This is a genomic window from Marinobacter vinifirmus (genome assembly GCF_002258215.1).
Classification (GTDB): Bacteria; Pseudomonadota; Gammaproteobacteria; order Pseudomonadales; family Oleiphilaceae; genus Marinobacter; species Marinobacter vinifirmus.
The window spans coordinates 490,217-511,344 of sequence record NZ_NEFY01000001.1; the positions used below are offsets into that span (position 1 = coordinate 490,217).

The 21,128-nt window shown below is 58.5% G+C and carries 15 protein-coding genes; 9 read left to right on the forward strand and 6 right to left on the reverse strand.

Annotation, left to right across the window (positions count from 1 at the left end):
• Positions 1 to 3: 3 nt before the first annotated feature.
• The 5 genes from murA (at position 4) to B9Q17_RS02350 (ending at position 5,870) form a co-directional block, all read left to right on the forward strand.
• The gene (murA, locus tag B9Q17_RS02330; RefSeq protein ID WP_058341293.1) at positions 4 to 1,266 is read left to right on the forward strand and encodes a UDP-N-acetylglucosamine 1-carboxyvinyltransferase; all 1,263 of its coding nucleotides are present in this window, start codon (positions 4 to 6) and stop codon (positions 1,264 to 1,266) included.
• A 27-nt stretch (positions 1,267 to 1,293) separates the two neighbouring features.
• Positions 1,294 to 1,944 (forward strand): ATP phosphoribosyltransferase, encoded by a 651-nt coding sequence (gene hisG / locus B9Q17_RS02335; protein ID WP_094623932.1) that lies wholly within the window; start codon positions 1,294 to 1,296, stop codon positions 1,942 to 1,944.
• Positions 1,945 to 2,292: 348 nt separating this feature from the next.
• Positions 2,293 to 3,597, forward strand: a complete 1,305-nt coding sequence (gene hisD, locus B9Q17_RS02340; protein ID WP_094623933.1) for a histidinol dehydrogenase — start codon at positions 2,293 to 2,295, stop codon at positions 3,595 to 3,597.
• Positions 3,598 to 3,850: 253 nt separating this feature from the next.
• Complete coding sequence (gene hisC / locus B9Q17_RS02345; protein WP_094623934.1) at positions 3,851 to 4,921, forward strand: histidinol-phosphate transaminase; 1,071 nt, start codon at positions 3,851 to 3,853, stop codon at positions 4,919 to 4,921.
• Positions 4,922 to 5,126: 205 nt separating this feature from the next.
• Complete coding sequence (locus B9Q17_RS02350) at positions 5,127 to 5,870, forward strand: Nif3-like dinuclear metal center hexameric protein (RefSeq protein ID WP_094623975.1); 744 nt, start codon at positions 5,127 to 5,129, stop codon at positions 5,868 to 5,870.
• Positions 5,871 to 6,114: 244 nt separating this feature from the next.
• On the opposite strand, the gene B9Q17_RS02355 is transcribed toward B9Q17_RS02350, so the two are convergent.
• Positions 6,115 to 6,552, reverse strand: coding sequence for a Z-ring associated ZapG family protein (locus tag B9Q17_RS02355; RefSeq protein ID WP_022990657.1), 438 nt, complete (start codon positions 6,550 to 6,552; stop codon positions 6,115 to 6,117).
• Between the two features lie 233 nt (positions 6,553 to 6,785).
• On the opposite strand from B9Q17_RS02355, the gene zapE reads away from it, so the two are divergent.
• The 4 genes from zapE (at position 6,786) to B9Q17_RS02375 (ending at position 14,263) form a co-directional block, all read left to right on the forward strand.
• On the forward strand, positions 6,786 to 7,886 hold the full coding sequence (zapE, locus tag B9Q17_RS02360) for a cell division protein ZapE (RefSeq protein ID WP_208618749.1): 1,101 nt from the start codon (positions 6,786 to 6,788) through the stop codon (positions 7,884 to 7,886).
• A gap of 272 nt (positions 7,887 to 8,158) precedes the next feature.
• Positions 8,159 to 9,985 (forward strand): DUF1302 domain-containing protein, encoded by a 1,827-nt coding sequence (locus B9Q17_RS02365; protein WP_094623935.1) that lies wholly within the window; start codon positions 8,159 to 8,161, stop codon positions 9,983 to 9,985.
• A gap of 33 nt (positions 9,986 to 10,018) precedes the next feature.
• A complete protein-coding gene (locus B9Q17_RS02370; protein WP_094623936.1) occupies positions 10,019 to 11,380 on the forward strand; it encodes a DUF1329 domain-containing protein in 1,362 nt (453 codons plus the stop codon).
• Between the two features lie 192 nt (positions 11,381 to 11,572).
• The gene (locus tag B9Q17_RS02375) at positions 11,573 to 14,263 is read left to right on the forward strand and encodes a LuxR C-terminal-related transcriptional regulator (RefSeq protein WP_094623937.1); all 2,691 of its coding nucleotides are present in this window, start codon (positions 11,573 to 11,575) and stop codon (positions 14,261 to 14,263) included.
• Here the strand turns inward: B9Q17_RS02375 and B9Q17_RS02380 are convergent, their stop codons facing one another.
• The 5 genes from B9Q17_RS02380 to B9Q17_RS02400 form a co-directional block, all read right to left on the reverse strand.
• Complete coding sequence (locus B9Q17_RS02380; protein ID WP_094623938.1) at positions 14,264 to 15,160, reverse strand: 1-acylglycerol-3-phosphate O-acyltransferase, YihG family; 897 nt, start codon at positions 15,158 to 15,160, stop codon at positions 14,264 to 14,266. It abuts the gene before it with no gap.
• A 12-nt stretch (positions 15,161 to 15,172) separates the two neighbouring features.
• Positions 15,173 to 15,991: a glucosaminidase domain-containing protein gene (locus B9Q17_RS02385; protein WP_094623939.1), complete on the reverse strand. Its 819-nt coding sequence runs from the start codon at positions 15,989 to 15,991 to the stop codon at positions 15,173 to 15,175.
• Positions 15,992 to 16,052: 61 nt separating this feature from the next.
• A complete protein-coding gene (locus tag B9Q17_RS02390; protein ID WP_094623940.1) occupies positions 16,053 to 18,242 on the reverse strand; it encodes a hypothetical protein in 2,190 nt (729 codons plus the stop codon).
• Positions 18,243 to 18,358: 116 nt separating this feature from the next.
• Positions 18,359 to 18,919: a YfaZ family outer membrane protein gene (locus B9Q17_RS02395; protein WP_094623941.1), complete on the reverse strand. Its 561-nt coding sequence runs from the start codon at positions 18,917 to 18,919 to the stop codon at positions 18,359 to 18,361.
• Positions 18,920 to 19,044: 125 nt separating this feature from the next.
• Positions 19,045 to 21,123 (reverse strand): response regulator, encoded by a 2,079-nt coding sequence (locus B9Q17_RS02400; protein WP_094623942.1) that lies wholly within the window; start codon positions 21,121 to 21,123, stop codon positions 19,045 to 19,047.
• Positions 21,124 to 21,128: the final 5 nt, after the last annotated feature.

The following is a 21,128-nucleotide window of genomic DNA, read 5'->3' on the forward strand; positions in this document are numbered from 1 at the left end:
ATTGTGGACAAACTTCTGATCGGGGGCCGCAAGCCCCTGGATGGCGAGATTCGTATTTCAGGCGCCAAGAACGCGGCCCTGCCCATTCTGGCGGCCACGCTGCTGGCCGATGAGCCGGTAACCATCGGCAACCTGCCGCACCTGAACGACATCACCACCATGATCGAGCTGCTGGGCCGCATGGGCGTGGAGCTGATGATCGACGAAAAGATGAGTGTGGAAATTCACGCCAACACCATCAAGCACTTCCACGCGCCCTACGAGCTGGTGAAAACCATGCGCGCCTCCATCCTGGTGCTGGGCCCGCTGGTGGCGCACTTCGGCGAAGCGGAAGTGTCCCTGCCCGGTGGCTGTGCCATCGGTACCCGCCCGGTGAACCTGCACATCCACGGCCTGGAGCTGATGGGCGCAGACATCAAGGTGGAGAACGGCTACATCAAGGCGAAAACCAACGGTCGCCTTAAAGGTGCCCACATCTTCATGGATACCGTCACCGTAACCGGTACCGAGAACCTGTTGATGGCGGCCACCCTGGCAGAAGGCAAGACCATTCTGGAAAACGCCGCCCGGGAACCGGAAGTGGTCGACCTGGCCGAATGCCTGATCGCCATGGGTGCAGACATCAAGGGCCATGGCACCGCGACCATCGAGATCAACGGGGTAGAACGCCTGCACGGCTGCCACTACAACGTACTGCCTGACCGTATTGAAACCGGCACCTACCTGGTGGCGGCAGCGGCGACCGGTGGCCGGGTAAAGCTGAAAGATACCCGGGAAGACCTGCTGGAAGCGGTACTGCTGAAGCTCGAAGAAGCCGGCGCGGAAATCACCACCGGCCCGGACTGGATCGAGCTGGACATGAAGGGCAAACGCCCGAAAGCGGTCAGCCTGCGCACGGCACCGTACCCGGCGTTCCCCACCGACATGCAGGCCCAGTTTGCGGCCATGAATGCCGTGGCGGAAGGCACCGGTACCATCGTGGAAACCGTGTTCGAAAACCGCTTTATGCACCTGCAGGAACTGATCCGCATGGGTGCCGACATTACCCTGGAAGGTAATGCGGCCATCATCAAAGGCGTCGAGCACCTGACCGGCGCACCGGTGATGGCCACCGACCTTCGGGCTTCTGCGAGTCTGGTGATTGCAGGGCTGGTTGCCGATGGCGATACCATCGTAGACCGCATTTATCACATAGACCGCGGCTATGAATGTATTGAAGAAAAACTGCAGCTGCTGGGCGCAAGTATTCGCCGTTTGCCGGCATAATTAACCAACGGGAAACCGGATAGATCCATGACAGATTCCATCACCATCGCCTTGTCGAAGGGACGAATCCTCGAAGAAACCCTGCCGCTGCTGGCGGAAGCCGGTATTGAGCTGGTGGACGACGTGAAAAAGTCCCGCAAGCTGGTGTTTCCGACCACGGATCCGAACGTGCGGGTACTGATTATCCGTGCCACGGATGTGCCCACTTACGTTCAGTACGGCGGCGCCGATCTGGGCGTGACGGGCAAAGACGTGCTGATGGAGCACGGCGGCGAGGGGCTTTACGAGCCGCTGGATCTGAACATTTCCCGCTGCCGGTTGATGACCGCTGGCAAGAAGGGCGAGCAGCCTCCGGCGGGGCGCATCCGCGTGGCCACCAAGTTTGTGAACCTGGCGCGGCGCTATTACGCGGCTCAGGGGCGGCAGGCGGATATCATCAAGCTTTACGGGGCGATGGAGCTGGCGCCGATTCTGGACCTGGCGGATGAGATTGTGGATATCGTGGATACCGGTAACACTCTGAAAGCTAATGGTCTTGAGCCGCGGGAGCTGATTGACCATATCAGTTCGCGGTTGGTGGTGAATCGGGCTTCCATGAAGATGAAGCATGGGCAGATTAATCCCATCATCGAGAAGATGGCGGTGGCTGTGGATCGCCGGCGTTCTGAAGCGGAGTAGGGCGTCCTTTTCAACTTGGGTGCTGTCAGCCCTTGGGAAGGCCTTTCCAAAAACCGCTACAAGCACATCCATGTGCGCTTATTTCGGGCCATCCTTGGCCCTCAAAATTTTTGGAAAGGCCTTCCCAAGGGCTTTTTTGAACTCTGTACATCGGACGCCGTCAGGTAGGCTCTTCCAAAAATTTGCGGAGCCATGGATGGCGGAGCAGAAGCGCCACAGGGATGTGCCGCAGGAGCGGTTTTTGGAAGAGCCTGCCTGATGGCGTGAGCTTCCAAGTGAAAGGCTCCCGCAATTGCCGGCGGGTAATCCGGCTGACTTGAGTTATCAATCCAACGTAGGATTAACGAGATGAACGACAAGATCACCAGACTGAATACCACCCAGGGCGACTTTGACAGTGCGCTGGCCAAGCTTTTGGCGTGGGATGACAGTGTTGATCATCAGGTGAATGAGTCGGTTCGGCATATCTTGCGTGACGTGAAAACCCGCGGCGATGCGGCGGTTCTGGAGTTTACCGAGAAGTTTGACCGGTTGAAGGTTGGCTCCATGGCGGAACTGGAGATGGGCCAGGAGCGACTTCAGGAAGCTTTGGAGCGGATTCCGCAGGATCAGCGGGTGGCCCTTGAGAAGGCCGCTGAGCGGGTTCGGGGTTATCATGAGCGGCAGAATCAGAAGTCCTGGCAGTATCAGGATGAAGACGGAACGATTCTGGGGCAGAAGGTGACGCCACTGGATCGGGCGGGTTTGTATGTTCCGGGTGGTAAGGCTGCCTATCCGTCTTCTGTGCTGATGAATGCGATTCCTGCGAAGGTTGCCGGGGTTGCCGAGGTGATTATGGTGGTTCCTACGCCGGATGGTGTGGTGAACGACATGGTGCTGGCGGCGGCGGCGATTGCGGGTGTGGACCGTGTGTTCACCATCGGTGGCGCCCAGGCGGTTGCGGCGCTGGCGTACGGTACGGAAACTGTGCCTTCGGTGGACAAGATTGTGGGCCCGGGGAACATTTTCGTGGCGACGGCCAAGCGGGAGGTGTTTGGTGTGGTCGGTATCGACATGATTGCCGGGCCTTCCGAGATTCTGGTGATCTGCGATGGCAAGACCGACCCGGACTGGATTGCCATGGACTTGTTCTCCCAGGCCGAGCACGATGAGCAGGCCCAGAGTATCCTGGTGAGCTCGGATGCGGATTTCCTGGATGCTGTGGAAGCGAGCATCAACAAGCTGCTGCCGACCATGGAGCGTGAAGACATCATTCGCACTTCCATGCTGGGCCGTGGTGCACTGATCAAGGTGGCTGACCTGAAAGAAGCGGCTGAGGTGTCCAACCGCATTGCTCCTGAACACCTGGAGCTGTCGGTAGAAGACCCGCAGGCGATGCTGGATGATATCCGCCATGCCGGGGCTATTTTTATGGGCCGCTACACTGCCGAGGCTTTGGGCGACTACTGTGCTGGTCCGAACCACGTACTGCCTACCAGTGGTACTGCCAGGTTCAGTTCCCCGCTGGGTGTATACGATTTTCAAAAACGATCGTCCCTGATCGGTTTTACTCCGGAAGGCGCTGACCGCATGGGCCGTGTGGCTTCTGTGTTGGCGCGCGGTGAAGGCCTTACGGCCCATGCCCGTTCAGCTGAGTACCGTATCAAAGACTGACTGATTCCTGCGGTGTCCTTGGGTGCTGCTGGTCCATCTGAATAGCTTGAGAGCCGGGTTGGTTTTACTGGAAGGTTCGAATAGCAGGGCAGGTAGGGCTTTCCAAAAATTTGCGGAGCCATGGATGGCGGAGCAGAAGCGCCACATGGATGTGCCGTAAGGAGCGGTTTTTGGAAAGCCCTACCTGCCCTGCGAAAACTCCCAAATAAATACAACCAACCCGGCTCCTGCACCATTTTGGAGTTCAAGAGATATGAGTAAATACTGGAGCCCGCTGGTCAGCGAATTGCAGCCGTATGTACCTGGCGAACAGCCAAAAATGGCTAATTTGGTGAAGCTGAACACCAATGAAAATCCGTTTGGTCCGTCGCCGAAGGTGATCGAAGCGATTCAAAAAGAGCTGAACGACAACCTGCGCCTGTATCCGGATCCGGAAGGCCAGGCGCTGAAAGAAGCGATCGCCGACTACCACGTTGATTTTGCGATCAACGCAAAGCAAGTGTTTGTCGGCAACGGCTCGGACGAAGTTCTTGCGCACATTTTTCAGGGCTTGCTGAAACACGATAAACCGATCCTGTTTCCAGACATCACCTACAGCTTCTACCCGGTGTACTGCGGCCTGTACCAGATCGAAAGCACGGTGATTCCGCTGACCGACAGCTTCGAGATCAACCCGGAAGACTACAAACGCCCCAACGGTGGCATCATCTTCCCGAACCCGAACGCGCCGACTGGTCGCTACCTGGGCCTGCAACATGTGGAAGAGATCCTGCAGGCCAACCCGGACAGTGTGGTGGTGGTAGACGAAGCTTACGTGGACTTCGGCGGTGATACGGCGATTCGCCTGGTTAACCAGTATCCGAACCTGCTGGTTTGTCAGACCCTCTCCAAGGCCCGTTCGCTGGCAGGGCTGCGCGTCGGCTTTGCGGTGGGTAATGAAGAGCTGATCGAGGCTCTGAATCGCGTGAAAGACAGCTTTAATTCCTATCCGCTGGACCGCCTGGCGCTGGCTGGCGCCGTTGCCGCTTTTGAAGACAAACAGTGGTTTGAAGATTCTTGTAGCGGTGTGATCCGAGAGCGGAAGAGAGTGACGGAAGAGCTTGAGCAGAGGGGCTTTGAAGTGCTGCCATCAAAAGCGAACTTTGTGTTCGCTCGTCATCCCGGCCACGAAGGTGCAGAGATCGCAGCAAAGTTGAGAGAACAGGGCATCATCGTTCGCCACTTCAACAAGCCACGAATTAGTGATTTCCTGCGAATCACCATTGGCACCAGCGATCAGAACAACGCTTTGATCAAAGGTCTTGATTCCCTCCAGAGTGACTAGGGCGTACGCTGGCGTTCGGGCTTTGGTGTAAGCGTAAGGGGCCGCAGGGACTTTCCGGAAACCGCTACAAGCACGTCCCTGTGCGCTTCTCTCCGGCCATCCATGGCCTACGAAATTTCCGGAAAGTCCCTGCGACCCCTTACTCTCTGGCATCATGCACGCCAGCTATACCCCAATCCAACTGAACCCAAGTTATGAGGTTTGTATGGCTAACAGAAACGACATCCTCGACAGAATTAACGCATGGTTAACGCCAGAAAATTTTCAGGACTATGCTCCGAACGGCCTGCAAGTTGAGGGCAGCGAGACTGTAGGCGTTATCGTTTCAGGTGTAACCGCATCACAGGCACTGATCGACGAAGCCGTAAAACAAAACGCAGACATGATCCTGGTCCACCACGGCTATTTCTGGAAAGGTGAAGACCAGACCATCCGTGGCATGAAAAAGAACCGCATCAAACAGCTCCTGGACAACGACATAAACCTCGTCGCCTACCACTTGCCATTGGATGACCACCCCGAGTACGGCAACAACCGCCAGCTGGCCGATATACTTGGCATCCAGAATCCACGTCCAATGGGTGGATTAGTGTGGCAAGGTGAATTGCCCGAAGCCATGTCATCCGAAAAGTTCGGCCTGCACCTCGCAAGAGCCCTGCACCGGCAGCCGCTTCACGTAGGCAATGGCCCGGAAATGATCAAGACTGTCGCCTGGTGCACCGGGGCAGCTCAGGGGTTCATCAACGTGGCCTTGGATGCGGGTGTCGACGCCTACATCAGCGGCGAGATCTCCGAGCCGACGACTCATACGGCCAGAGAGTGCGGGATCCACTACTACGCGGCCGGCCACCATGCGACCGAACGGTATGGTGTTCAGGCTCTGGGCGAAGCATTAGCAAGGGAATTCGGAGTAATGCACCAGTTCATCGACTGCGATAACCCGGTATAAACGACAGGGTAGTTGAAAGGGGAGGATCATTCTAGCGGACCCTGAGCAGTTAGGGTCGGCCAGTCTGGGGAACGGCTTTCCAAAAATTTGCGGAGCCATGGATGGCGGAGCAGAAGCGCCACATGGATGTGCCGTAAGGAGCGGTTTTTGGAGAGGCGTTTCCCAGACTGGCCAGCCGCCAAACCCAGAAGGCTGGCGGATCCGAGGCGCCTAGTTCTAAGGCCTGTATCTACTCAGTAAAGAATCAGGCAGACCGCTTAGAACCATCCGCATTCAGGCCATAATCCTCAGCCAGAGTACCCTTGGCCTCCGGATCAGACTTCGGCGCATAATCCCGAGGCGGCTCGGAAGGCTCAGCCTCCGAATGGCCAAGGCGACCAGAAGAATCCTGCCCCAGCTCCTCCAGCCAGTCCTCGTCATTGCACAGACGATTTGCGCCCCGGGCCATATGCTGATTCACATCCCGGTACGTATCGTTAAACCGCCGCAGCAAATGCGCAGACTCCATAAAATGCTCATTCACCTGGGCCTGATACCGCGTAAACTCACTACGCAACTCATCAACCTGCTGCTCCGCCCGGCGCTGTCGCAACGAAGCTCCCTGACCAGACCGGCCAAACATAAGCCCGATGACAATGCCAACCACCAACGCGACAACCGCCGCCACAATCAGGTTTGTCATATAAAAATCGTCCTTTCATTGCCTGCAAGTGAGCCATTCCTCATTCAAGGAGTATAACCCCCCGAACGGATGTATCCCATGCCGAAACACTGCGCCAATCGTCTTATTGCCCCGGCGCCCGTGCGGCGTGGCGAAAAAACGTGAAATAAGCGACAATACCGCGCCCGAAAATCCACCTAGCAGGCAGGAAAATCCTGATGACAGAAGCCATGTCCTCCGAAACCGTCGCGAACCTGACCCCTTGGCAACGCTACCAAAAGGATCTTGAGCGCCCGGACTTTCACAAGGATCCGGCCCAGGAAGATGCCGTGAAGCGCCTGCAGGCACTGTACGACAAACTGGTGGAAGCCGAAAGCGAACGCAGCAAGGGCGGCCTGTCCAAGCTCCGCCGCAAACTGAAGAAGGGTAAGGAAGATCCGGTCAAAGGCCTGTACTTCTGGGGCGGCGTTGGCCGTGGCAAAACCTACCTGATGGACACCTTCTTCGAGGCGCTGCCGTTCGATCGCAAAATGCGTGTGCACTTTCACCGCTTTATGCAGCGGGTGCACAACGAGCTGAAGCAGCTCAAAGGCGAGAAGAACCCGCTGGAAATGGTCGCGAAGAAATTTGCAGACGAAACCCGGGTTATCTGTTTTGACGAATTCTTTGTTTCCGACATCGGCGACGCCATGATCCTCGCCACCCTGATGGATGGCCTGTTCAGCCGGGGCGTTACCTTGGTGTGTACCTCCAACATCGTGCCGGATGGTCTCTACAAAGACGGCCTGCAGCGGGCCCGCTTCCTGCCGGCCATCGCCCTGGTGAAACAGCACACCGATGTGGTGAATGTCGACGGTGGCGTGGACTACCGGCTGCGTACCCTGGAGCAGGCGGAGCTCTATCACTGCCCGCTGGACGACCAGGCCGATATCAGCCTGCGTAACAGCTTCGATGCCCTGGCGGTAGAAGCGGCAAAGCACAGCAAAACCATGGAAATTAACGGCCGCAAAATCCCGGCCGAAGCCCATGCAGACGACGTGGTGTGGTTCGATTTCAAAGCCGTGTGCGACGGCCCCCGCAGCCAGAACGACTACATCGAAATGGCCCGCCAGTTCCACGCCATCATCATCAGCAACGTGCCTCAGCTGGGCAAGAACAACGACGACCAGGCCCGCCGGTTTATCAACATGATCGACGAGTTCTACGACCGCAACGTAAAAGTCATCATCTCCGCCGCAGCGCCCATCACCGAGCTGTACACCGGCGGCCGGTTGAGTTTCGAGTTCGAGCGTACCGAGTCCCGGTTGCTGGAAATGCAGTCCCGGGAGTATCTGGAAGCACCGCACAAGCCTTAAAGAGCCTTCGGCCACGGACACTCGTGGCCGCCCTACCCAAGCTTCGCCCTTAGTCATTCCGAAGTGGTTGCACTCCCGAATCTTGTCTATAGTGAGGGAGTGCGAGAACACCATGAACGGAGAGTGACTGCAAAATCATACTTTTGACTGATCAAAGCCCCCACAGGCCTTGGATATAGTGCAAGCATCACGGCACTGTAAGTACAGCCGCCAGGACAAAAACACCAGAACAACCGAGCAGCGACTCAGAACAACAACGGAGTAGCCTTCCAATGACAAGAAAAACTCAACCGTGGCAGCGTTGGACCAAGTTACCACTGGCCGTAGCCATAGCCGCCGGCGTATCCACACCGGCCTCCGCCATCTCGTTTTACATGGGCGATGTAGAAGCTCAGTTCAACACGACGCTGTCTGCGGGTGTTGGCTGGCGGGTGGAAGATCCGGACAGCCGCCTGATTGCCCAGGGCAATCTGGGTCCTGAGTATGCGTTTGGTCCTGTCGGCGCCTCAACTAATAACTATGATGACGGTAACCTCAACTTCGAAAAGGGCGATACCTACTCTAAGGTCGTCAAAGGTAACAGTGAGCTGTTTATCGATTATTCGGTCGATAGCAATGTCCTGACGCGTGTTGGTGGCTTGCTCCGTGGTCGTTATTGGTACGACTTTGAGTTGAAAGACGAAAAGCGTGCAATTGATCCAGTCGGTCAGCGCCGGTCACTAAGCCCGGACGGTATGGATAACGCCTCTGGCGGAGAGATCCTCGATGCTTACGTATTCTCTGATTGGTATTTCGGTGATGTGCCAGTCAGCCTGCGTTACGGTAAACAAGTTGTATCCTGGGGCGAAAGTACCTTTATTCAGGGTGGTATCAACACCATCAACCCGATTGACGTTCCAGCCTTTCGTGCTCCGGGTGCCCAGCTGAAAGACGCGTTGTTGCCCGTTGAGATGTTCTACATGTCTGCCGGTGTCACCGAAAATATCACACTGGAGACCTTCGTTCAGACAGACTGGGAAAAGGTGCGCATTGATGATTGTGGTACTTTCTTCTCGACCAACGACTTCGTAGCTGACGGTTGTGGCCCGGTTCTTCTGGCTGGTCAGTTGCCGGACTCGCAGGCTGAGGCCCAGGGCTTCATTGCCCCCCGTTTGGGTGACCAGGAAGCGGATGCAAAAGACCAGTTCGGTGTTGCCATGCGTTGGTATGTTCCAGCCCTTAACGACTCTGAACTCGGCTTCTACTACATCAAGTACAACAGCCGACTGCCGTACATTAGCGGTGTTACCTCCAATCAGGCTGAAGGCGGTCGATTCCCTAGTTACTTTATTGAGTACCCTGAAGGTATTGACCTTTACGGTGTAAGTATCAACACAACGACGCCCGGCGGTTGGTCTCTGGGTGCCGAATACAGCTACCGTGACAAGTTGCCTATTCAGTGGAATGCTTTCGAACTGATTTACGGCGGTTTGCAGCGTGATACAAGCTTGCTCTATCAGCGAGAGGCTCCTCGCCTGCAAGAGCAGTATGGCACCACAGATAATTTGGCAGTGTCAGGGTATGACAAGTATGGCGTTTCCCAGGCCCAGATGACTTTGATTAAGTTCTTTGATCAGATTATGGGCGCAAGCCGAATGTCCTTTGTAGGTGAAGTGGGCGCAACCTATGTTCATAATCTTCCGGGTAAAGACGAAGCCCGGTACGGACGCTCCGGCACCTTCGGTATTGGTGCCTTGCCCGGTGGGCAGTGTGAAGCTGGTGAGTCTGCCAACATCAATCCGACCTATTGCACCAACGACGGCTACGTAACTGACTTCTCCTGGGGTTACCGTGCCCGTTTTGTCTGGGACTACCCGAACGCGATTGCAGGCATCAACCTGTCTCCGCAAATTGCCTGGAGTCATGACGTAAAAGGCTACGCCCCGCAACCCGGTGGCGCCTTCAACGAAGGCAACAAATCCATCGGTTTGTCTCTGACAGGCGTATACCAGAACAAGATCACCGGCAACATTGGTTATACCAACTACTTCGGTGGCAAGCCGTATAACGAAATGACCGACCGGGATTTCGTGAGCGCGAGTGTTTCCTACTCCTTCTGAACCGGACCGAATTCGTTTAACGAGGTAACTTAAATGAAACTGAACAAGAAACTACTGGCCACCGGCGTTCTGACTGCAAGTTTGTTTGCAGGCCAGGCCTGGGGCGCGGTTTCTGCCCAGGAAGCAGCCAAGCTGGGTGATACCCTCACTCCGATGGGTGCGGAGAAAGCCGGCAACGGCGGCGACATTCCGGCCTGGGACGGCGGGCTTTCCGAGCCTCCGGCCGGATACAAGGGGGACGGCATTTACGTGAACCCCTTCGCCGGTGAGCAACCGAAGTTTGTTATCGACCGGAGCAATGTCGACCAGCACGCAGACAAGTTGTCTCCGGGCCAGGTCGAGATGATCCGCAAGTACGATAACTACAGGATTCCGGTATATCCGACTCACCGTACCGCCACTTATCCGAAGAAGATCATGGATGAGACCGTAGCGAATGCGACCAAGGCAGAACTGGTGTCTGGCGGTAACGGTATCGACAACTACCAGGATGCCACGCCGTTCCCGATTCCCCAGAACGGCCTGGAAGTAATCTGGAACCACATTACCCGTTACCGGGGTGGTTCTGTGCAGCGTAACGTGGGTCAGGTAACTCCGACCGCGGGCGGCGATTTCTCTGTGGTGAAATTCCAGGAAGAACTGGTGTGGAACAGCTACCTGACCGACTACGAGCCGGGTAAAGACGATAACGTCCTGTTCTACTTCAAGCAGTCGATCACCGCGCCGGCGCGCTTGGCGGGTAACGTACTGCTGGTTCACGAAACCCTGGACCAGGTAGCCGAACCACGCCGTGCCTGGTTGTACAACGCCGGCCAGCGCCGTGTTCGCCGTGCGCCCCAGGTTGCCTATGACGGCCCGGGTACCGCGGCTGACGGTATGCGTACCTCAGACAACCTGGACATGTACAACGGTGCTCCGGATCGCTACAACTGGGAGTTGATTGGCAAGAAAGAGATGTACATTCCGTACAACTCTTACAAGCTGCTGGATCGTGGCCTGAGCTACGACGAGATTATCCAGCCTGGCCATATCAACCAGGACCTGGCCCGCTACGAGTTGCACCGTGTGTGGCATGTGCGCGCCACCCTGAAAGAGGGCGAGCGCCACGTCTATGCCCAGCGTGACTTCTACATTGATGAAGACACCTGGCAGGCTTCTGTGATCGACCATTACGATGGCCGTGGTGAGCTGTGGCGTGTGGGCGAAGCACATGCGGTTCAGATGTACGACCAGGACGTTCCCTGGTACGCCATCGAAGCACTGTACGACCTGCTCTCCGGTCGCTACCTGGCACTGGGCCTGACCAACGAGGAGAACACTCCGTACTCCTTCGGCGTTGAGCGCCAGTCCCGTGATTTCACTCCGGCCGCTCTGCGCCGGGCGGGAACTCGCTAACCGGTCTCACGTAACCGGTTGAGAAAGGCGGGCCAGCGATGGCCCGCCTTTTTTTTGTGAGCGCTATCACATTACTGCGCTGGAAAATCGTCACTAACCCCGTTTAGCCCCGCCAATTTTTTGCAGCCAGACCCCGCTTTGGTTTACTCTCGAGGCCAATCTCTAATACTAAAGGTGTAATCGGGGCCGTGAGTGAAATCCTTTAACGAAGGCAACGCCGCCAACGACGAGTTTCAGGGCGCCAATACCAGCCTGCAAAACGGCGAGCTGGTTCGGGATTTACTGGAGCACCGGCTTCAGTTGCCGGCCATTCCAAAAGATCACCAGCCCCGCCCAGCGCTTTCCAAACAGATCCTGGATAGCCTCGCGCCCCGCTCCCTGTTGATGCTGGAAGCGCCCTGCGGTTACGGCAAAACCCACAGCCTGGTCAGCGCCCTGAGCGAGGGTGCCAGTGAGTTTGACCGGATTCGCTGGGTTACCCTGAATGCCGGCGACAACGCGCCGTCCCGTTTATTATCCCTCATCGCCATGGCACTGGATTTGCCGCAGTCCCTGCACCCCGGCAATCAGGGCGGTGGCACGTTTGAAGACAACCTGGCCGTTATGCTGGTGGCCAAGGGCCGGCTGGAGCAGCAAGGCCGGGATGTGCTTGTGCTGGATAACCTGCACCACCTGACCAATCCGGCGGTGGGCGGGCTGCTGCAGCAGCTTGTCTGCGATATGCCAGAAAACCTGTCGGTAGCTTTTACCTCCCGGCTGCCTTTGCCGTTCGAATGCCACACCCTTGAGCTGGAAAACCGTTACCAATGTATCGGCCGCGAGAGCCTGGAATTCACCCGTTCGGAAACCTTTGCCTACTTCCAGGACGCCCGGCCGGACAGCCTGATTACCAGTGTCGCCATTGATCACCTGTATAGCCTCACCGAAGGCTGGCCCACGCCGCTGGCCCTGTACCGGCGGGAGTTGCTGCGCAGCCCGGAACGCCGGCCGATGCAGGAAACCGGCTCCGTTGAGCGCTTCCTGAAAGGCTCGGTGCTGGGGCAGATGGCGCCCGGCCAGATGAATTCGCTGCGCATGATGGCGGAGCTGGACGGTGTGTCAGATGAACTGTTTATCGCGCTGCAGGCATCGGTTGGCGACTCGGGTATGCTGCCGTCCGTTGCCTGTGAAAAGGGCTTGCCCCTGCAGCCGGTATCCGGCCGTGGCCGCTGGTATCGCCTCAATCCTTTACTTCAGGCCTGGCTGAAAACACCGGCACTGGGTGGTTACAACACCCGCATGCTGCTGGCCAGCCGCTGGTTCGGGCAGCGGAACCAGTTTCCGGAGGCCTTGAAATACGCACTGCTGTCCGGAGATGCCGAAGAAGTCGTGCGCATTGCCTCTGAGGGCACCGAAGCCCTGTTGCTGGGGCAGGACACCGCATCGCTGCTCACCCTGCGCAAACACCTGCCTGCCGGCTTGCTGGAGCGCAGCGCGCGATTACGCATTGTCTACAGCTGGGTTCATGCCATTGGCGGACAGTTCCACCAGGCCCGGCAGTTGCTCGAAGGCTTCTCGCCGGAAGACCGGGAACAGCAGGAAGCCCGTATTTATGCCCTGAAAGCCTTTATCCTGCGGGGCGAAGGCTATGTGCAGCCAGCCCTGGCCATGGCAGACAAGGCGCTCGCCGCTGGAGGCTTATCACCCCAGGCTCAGCTGGTCACCCAGATTGTTCGTGCCAGCGCCTTGTGTGCCGCCGGCAAATTTCATGAAGCCCGGGACGCCAACCGCGCCGCGGCCAAGCTGGCCCGGGAAGCGGGAGACTCCGGTTCCGAGGCGCTGGCGGTTTACGCCCACGCCCGCATTGAGCTGGGCAAGGGCGCGCTCGGGCATGCCGAGCAGCTGCTCAGAACCGGCCTGGACACCGCCATGCACGAACTCAGCCGTCCGGCGCGTATCGGCGAAACCCGGCTGGAACTGAACCTGGTACTGGTGCTGTGGCACCAGGGCCGGCTGGACGAAGCCGATCGCCTGTTGGTGAGCTGCTCACGCCATGCCGAACAGACCCGGGACCTGGGCCTGTTGCTGGCCATGGCCCTGAGGGTGCTGATGTGTAAAGCCGAGGGCCGCCTGGAAGATGCCTTTGTCTGGATTGGCCGGGCAGAGCGGGCCATGCACGCCTGGCAGGTGGATGAATCCCTGTACGTGCCGGTACTGGAAGCCCTGAAAGCCAGCTGCTGGTTATCCCATGGCCAGACAGAAAGTGCCGCCCAGGCCATCGAAAAGCTCCAGCCGTATCGACAGGGTGGCTGCGTGCCGGAATTATTCCCCATGATGCCGGGGCTGATGGACTGCCTGCAGGTTCGGGCGGACATGGCCAGTGGTGACCTGGTTCGTGCCAGGGCGCAGTTGGACGCGGTTCTGGGCCGTTACGGCGATACCTTACCCTGGGGGCTGGAACTGCACGTTGGCCTGCTGAGTGCCGTCCTGCTGCAACAGGAGAAGGGTTTGCCGGCCGCCAGGAAACAGCTGGAGCAGGTGATTCGCCAGGCTGCCAGCGAGCGCTTTATCAGCCCGTTTGCGGAGCTGGTCAACGAACTCACACCGCTGATGCAGAAATGCTTCCGGCAATTACCGGAAAACGCCTTCAACCGGGATTTGGGCCAGCTGTTTGGTCTCAACAATGCGCCTGTCGCCACAGAGACCCTTGCTGAACCCATCAGCGACCGGGAGCAGGGCGTACTGGAGCTGATCGCTCAGGGCTTGTCGAACCAGGAGATCGCAGACAAGCTGCACATTTCCCTGCACACCGTGAAAACCCACGCCCGCCGGATCAACGCCAAGCTGGATGTGAAATCGCGAACCCAGGCCATTGTCCGGGCTCGCGAACTGGGCATCCTGTAATCAGGCGCCCACTTTCAATTCCTCGATGCGGGCGTCTTTCTCGGCCCAGATCCCGCTTACCCAGCGCTGGAAGTCTGCCCGCAGCTCCCGGTTACCTTCGTAATCCATGCCCAGAAAACGCTCCGGCACTTCCCGGGTGCGGATATCGATGATAATCCGGCGCACCCGGCCGCTCAGGTAATCCCAGATCCCGGGCCGTCCGTCCGGGTACACAATGGTCACATCCAGCATGGTGTGGATCATCTCGCCCATGGCGCCGAACACAAACGCGGTGCCGCCGGCCTTCGGCTTCAGCAGGTTCTTGTAGGGGGAGTTCTGCCGGGCGTGCTTTTCCGGGGTAAAGCGGGTGCCCTCCATAAAATTGAAAATGGTCACCGGGGTGTAGCGGAACTTCTCGCAGGCCTTGCGGGTAGCCTCTATATCCTTGCCCTTCAGCTCCGGCCGCCTGGCGATCTGCTCCTTGGTGTGCCGGTGCATGAAGGGGAAGTCCAGCCCCCACCAGGCAACACCCAGCAGCGGCACCCAGATCAGTTCCTTTTTGAGGAAAAACTTAAGCAGAGGAATCTTGTTGTTCAGGGCGTACTGGATGGCAGTAATGTCAGTCCAGCTCTGGTGGTTGCAGGTAACGAAGTACCAATGCTTCTTGCTCAGCTCCCGGGCGCCGCGAACATCCCACTCAATCTTGTGGAACAGGTCCGCCAGGGTGTTATTGAAACCAATCCAGTACCAGGCAATCAGGTTCACCATCCGTGTACACAGGGTACGCACCAATTTCACCGGAATAATCAGTTTAATGATCGCGAACAGCAGCAAAAATGGCAGGAAAATAAGGGTGTTCGTCAGGATAAGCAAAACCACCAGGACCCCTTTCAACGGGGCGGGCAAAAAGTCCAGCATGGAAAAGTCTCGTCAGTCCAGTTGAGCCCGGAATTGCTTGTCGTAGAATTCCAGGTTGTTGTAGCGAATCATGGCGCGGATCTCTTTTATATATTCCTCGCCCCTTTCGGAATAGCTCAGCAGGCCTTGTGCCAGGGCAATGCCGGAAAACGCATCACCGTCGGCCCTGGCTGCCGAGCGTATCGACCGCAGCTGCTGGTAGGCAGGGTGCCGGTTCAGATTCTGGATGTAAGAGCGCACAGAATAATAAGGCGACGAAAACTTTGCCACCTCATGGTTGGCCCCTTCCGGGCGGCTCAGCGGCACCAGCCCGCAGCCACGGGTAAAACACCACTGGCCAAACAGGTTGTTGCCCTCGGTGGCAAAGCGGGAAGTGCCCCAGGCAGATTCATTGGCGGCCTGGGCCATAATCAGGGACGGAGGAATCACATCCAGCTTTTCCGTGAGTTGCTCAAGCTGTTTGGGGCTGCCGTTCTTCGCCTCAACTCTCAGCCGGTCCGCCTGCCGTTCCAGCCACTCCAGCTCATCGTCAGCCAGCTCGTCTTTGCCAGAGAGGGATTGCAGGTATTCCCGCTCCAGCAGAATGCGGTTGTTGGCCAGTTCAATGCGAGGGTAAAGAAACGAGAAAAAGGCGGCCTTCTTTTCGGTGGTGTCCTGGTACCCGGAAAAATCCGGCAGGCCGTCGGCGGTCCATTCAGGCAACTTGGGCAGGGAGCCCAGGGCAATGTCGGTGTCTTCACTTTCCGGGGGTTCGGGGGAATACAAAGCACCGGCAATCGCAAATAACACCAGGGGAACACACAGCAAAAGTGCCCGGGAGATTAACGTCATAAAACCTCTCGCCAAAATCGATATGGCAGGAATTATAACAGGTTATACGGCTTACGCCTGTTCACTGAGCTGCCGTTGATTCCGGAATGAGTGTGGCGATCAGCAAGCCGGTGCGTAATTCCGGGCCGGTGTTGTCCTGGACCACCAGGAAGATCTGGTCACCGGATTCGGTGTAGAAGCCGTTCAGAACCAGCTCGCCTCCCGTCAGTTGGATGGTGCCGTTGCCACCGGGTGTCACGGTGAACCCAAGGTCGAGCAACTCATTTTCCGGAGTGCCGACCGCGTTCTCTGTGATGGTATGGCTAACCCGGTAGCTGGCGGCGGTAAGGTCTGCGCCGGTTTCGGATAATGTGAGCGTTCCTCCGGCCACCTGGTACAGCTGGTTCTGGTTGGCATCCAGAGCGATCATCGTGCCCTGAACCCGGTAATCGCCGGCAATGGGAGCAGTCAGGGAAGTGGTTTTGCCGGCGATCACCAGGCCATCGCCAAGTCCCGCGTCGTCGAGATTGAACGCCAGCAGGGAGCCATCGGGCGTAGCGGCGCCAAGACCCAGCGGCGGCTCGCTTTCGGTACAGCTGCGGCACAGGCTTAGCCGGCCGATATTCTTGGTGCCGGAACTGAGCTGGGCCGGCCGGTTGGCAATGTTCCAGGTGTCGGTCACGGCCGAAGACGCTCCCGCTCCCGCAGCCCCCGTGTTGCCACGGTAGATGGTCGCGTTATTTGTGGTCAGTGCACCATCAGCGCCGCCCAGCTCACCATAGCCGGTCTCGAAGGCTGCCGGATTACTGCCGCCAAACTGGGCAGTCAGGTACACCAGGTTGTAATCGCTGCCGGTAATGCGGGCCATGTCGAAATCTTCGCTGCGTAACAGATGCAGCTCCAGCACGGAGAGATACTGTTCTTCCAGGGTTTCCTGGCGCTTCAGCTTGCCCTCTGCATCAGCCAGGGCGATGGCCTTGCCGGCGGTAAAGTAACTGCCCAGCACCCTGTCCGGGCTTTGGTTCTCATCGCCGGGGGCGGAGGTGAAGGCATCCATGAAATAGGGATTGCGGGTCCAGCCATTGTTGGCACTGCCCGGTTCATCGGTAATGCTCTGGTACAGGGCGCGGCCGGCCAGCAGGCGGGCAGGGTCGGAGCCGTCTTCTGAGGGCGGTGTGAGAGTGGCCGCTCCCGGTGAGCTGGAATGGCTGTTTCGGGTCCAGCTGTCTTCCCGGGAGAACTGCTGGCCGTCCGGATTGGTAAAGCTGTGAGCCAGGGTGCTCCGGTCATAGGGAATATCGGTGGCCAGGGAGGTCACGTTGATATTGAAGGCCTCGAAGGAGGTGAGGGTCAGGGCCGGATACAGAAATGCCCCGCCCAGGTCTTCCTCCTGTGCGGTGCGCGCACCCCACTGGCCGGCACCGGGGAAGCGGGCATCACGGAAAGTCGGGCCCAGCTCCAGCCCCAGAAACACCGAGTTGTAATCTGCGGAGCTGGCGCGGATGGTGCCAGACGCATTCGGGCCTAGCAGGGCATAGTCCGCCATCTGCTCAATATAGCCGGCGAAATCCGCCCGCCCGGCCAGCGTACTGACGGCAGCATCCAGCGTCAGGTTGCCGGCAATATCAATCTCGAAATCGTGCACCTGGTCGGCCAGGCTGGACCACACATACTTGTTCAGGCACAGGGCGCCGCCCCGGTCGTTCACGCAGTCCATCACGGCCTGGAATTCTGTGGAGGAGTAACCGCCAAGTCCGTTTTGCACCAGGTAATGGGAGAAGGGGTTTACCTTCACATCCCGGTCTGAATCGGCTGCCAGGGCTTTCATCGCAATGGTTTGGCCGCCGCCGGAATAACGGGCTTCAATCACCACATCCGGGCCGATGGGCTGGCCGTCCGGAAAGGCCACAACCCAGTGGCCGTCTTCACCGGTGCTGGTGCTGTAGGGCACGGTGCCCAGATTTTGCCCGCCCTGGTTGCTCCGGTACACCTGCACCTGGTCCGGAACCACGATTCTCAGGTTGCGCCGGGTTTGTTCCGCATCCGGGGCATAAAAGGCGGGCACTTCCATGGTGATCCGCACTTCATTAGCCTTCAGGCCGGCGGTGTTGCCGGAATCACCGGTGCTGCCGGGATTAAAGTCGTCCAGGGCGTTGACGGTATTACCAAAACGGTTGGGAATCTCGCGGGCACCGTCAATGGCACTGTCACCACCACCGCAGGCGGTCAGAAGAAAGGGCAGGGCAAGGGCAGAAATCAGGCGACATTTCATGCAAGCAATCCGGATGATGTATCTCGGCACAGCCTAGCAGCAAAACAAAGGGGAGAGCGTGAAAGCGGGCACGAATCGGCCACCCGGCATCAAACCGGATGGCCGCAAGGCGGGTGTCAGAAGAAGATCTTCATACCGGCCATCACCCCTTCGTCCAGGTTGATATCCGGAGAGCCGCGGAAATCCAGTTCGGTGTTCAGGTAACGGTAACCGGCGAACACTTCTGCGTTGCGGATCACACGGTAGCTGCCGCGCAGTTCTACGCTGGTCATGTCGTCGGAATCACCGAAAGACAAAATGCTCGGGGCGTAGTGCAGGGCGCCGGTGAAGGACAGGCCCGGCACATCCGGAATGTTCAGGGTAGCAAAGCCACCAAGGCCCACCGCGCCGCCGTCTACCTGGTCGTCATCCCAGGCGATGCCGCGCAAACCAATGCCAGCGGTGGTAGGCAGGTTGCCAAGGGCGGTGCGGCCCTGGGCGTGGAAGTCCACGTTGCCTATGTGGCGGCTGCCTTCGTGATAGGTGTAGCCAGCGCCCAGCTGCAGTTCATCCTGGGTGCCGAAGAAGTTTACCTGGCCCTTAACGGAATCGTTGGTCAGGCTCAGGTCCAGGTCGCTGGCGAATACCGGAGCGGCAGCCAGGGACAAAGCGAGGGCAGAGATGCGGGTAATCTTCATGATGACACCTTTGTTGCTTTCATTTTAATTCGGAGGGAATGGTAAACACCTGCGCGCGGCGCCACAACTTAAATGGCTGTAAGTCGCTGTTAAGGGGTGACGGGGCGGGGTTATGAGGCGCGAGCTTAGTCCGTACTGGCCGCGGCCTGGCAATACTGGTCCAGCACCGCCCGCAACATCTCCATGTTCACCGGCTTGGCTACGAAGGAGTCCATGCCCGCCGCCCGGCATTTTTCCTCGTCTTCTTCCATGGCGCTGGCGGTCAGGGCCACCACCGGTATCCGGGGTTTGTGGTTGTCCCGCTCCCACTGGCGCAGCCGACGGGTGGCTTCAAAGCCGTCTACCCGGGGCATCACACAGTCCATCATGATCACATCATATTGGTGTGTCTGGTACAGGGAGGGCGCGGCTTCGCCATCGTTGGCGGTCATCACCTGGCAGCCCAGTTTCTCCAGCAGTCGGCGGGTGAGGGTGCGGTTAACCGGGTTGTCCTCCACCAGCAGCACCTGCATGCAGCCGCAGGCCAGCTCCCGGCGTACGGAGCCGGTGTGGTTGATGGATTGCAGGGAAAAGCGGGTCAGGAACCGGCGCTCCTGCTGCTCGGCATCTGCAAACAGCTGGTTCAGAATCGGAATCAGGTAAGACTCCCGCAGGGACTTGCTCAGGAACGCATCGGCCCCGGCTTGCCGGAAATGCTCGGCATCGCCCCGCTGGGGGTTGGACGAGAGAATCAGCAGGCGCATATCCTGCCACTGCTGGTTGCCGCGAATCTGCCGGCACAGCAGGTCGCTGTCCATATCCGGCACAAAGCCGTCCAGAATGATTGCATCGTAGGGCGTGCCCGCATCAAAGGCCTGGCGCAGAAAGGTAAGCGCCTCGCCCGCCGAGCGTACCGCCTCAATGTGAACCTCGTGGCGGGACAGCATTTCCAGGGTAATCTTGCGGGACAACTCGTAGGAATCTGCCACCAGAATGCGCTTGTGATGTACTTTTCGGGAATCCGGCCGCACCCGGGCCGCGCTGTCTGCCGCTTCCGGCAGGCTGATTTCCGCCCAGAAGGTGGAGCCTTCACCGGGGCGGCTTTCCAGGTCCAGCGAGCCACTCATCAGCCCGATCAGCTGCCGGCAGATGGTCAGCCCCAGCCCCGCTCCCGGTGTTTGCCGCTGGAACTGCTGGCCCAGCTGCACATAGGGCTCATAAACCAGCGGAACATCTTCCGGGTTAATGCCCACGCCGGTGTCTTCCACGGCCAACCGCAGGCGTACCTTATCGCCCCGCCGGCCCAGCACTTCAATGCTGATCAGCACATGGCCGGAATCGGTAAACTTGATGGCGTTGGACAGCAGGTTCAGCATCACCTGGCGAATGCGCACCGGATCACCCACCAGCGCCCAGGGCAGGTTCTCATCCACCCGCACTTCCAGTGCCAGGCCTTTCTCCCGGGCACGGCTGCCGAGCATGTGGATGAGGTCGTTCAGGGTTTCCCGCAGGTCGAACGGAATGGCTTCCAGCTCCATCTTGCCGGCTTCCATGGCGGAGATGTCCAGCAGGTCATTAATGATGGCAGAGAGGTTTTCCGACGCGCCCAGCAGGGTATTCACATATTCCCGCTGTTCCTGGTCCAGCGGCGTGTCGGTCAGCAGGTTGGCGTAACCGAGCACGGATTGCAGGGGGATTCGCAGCTCGTGGCTGACGTTGGCCAGGAACTGGTTCTTGGCATGGTTGGCGCGGATGGCTTCGTCGCGTTCGTCACGGGATTTCAGGGTGTCCTGGCGCAGGGAGCGGGTGTCTTCCAGAATCTGCAGGCGCATGCGGTTCAGGGCCTGCTCCAGTTCTGACAGTTCATCCGCCCGTTTGGGAGCCTTGCGGCGCAGTTTCAGCGGGTCAACGAGGGCGTCCAGGTTCAGCCTGGCGGCGTAATCCGCCATGGTTTCCAGGTGCCGGAACAGGGTAATGCGCACAATCAGCAACAGGCCCAGAGTGCCCAGCATCACCACGATGGACTGGAACCAGAGATTGTGCAGCGCCTGGCCCAGCACCTCGTCATAGAACTGCTGGAATGAGGATACCTTGGCCAGCTCGCCATACATCTGTGCGCCGGTGGCCACCAGCGACAGCACCACGCTGTACAAAAGCACCCAGGCCAGCAACCGCAATGCCAGCGGGCGAACACCTAAACGCTTGATTAACTGCTTGGATGGCAAGGCAC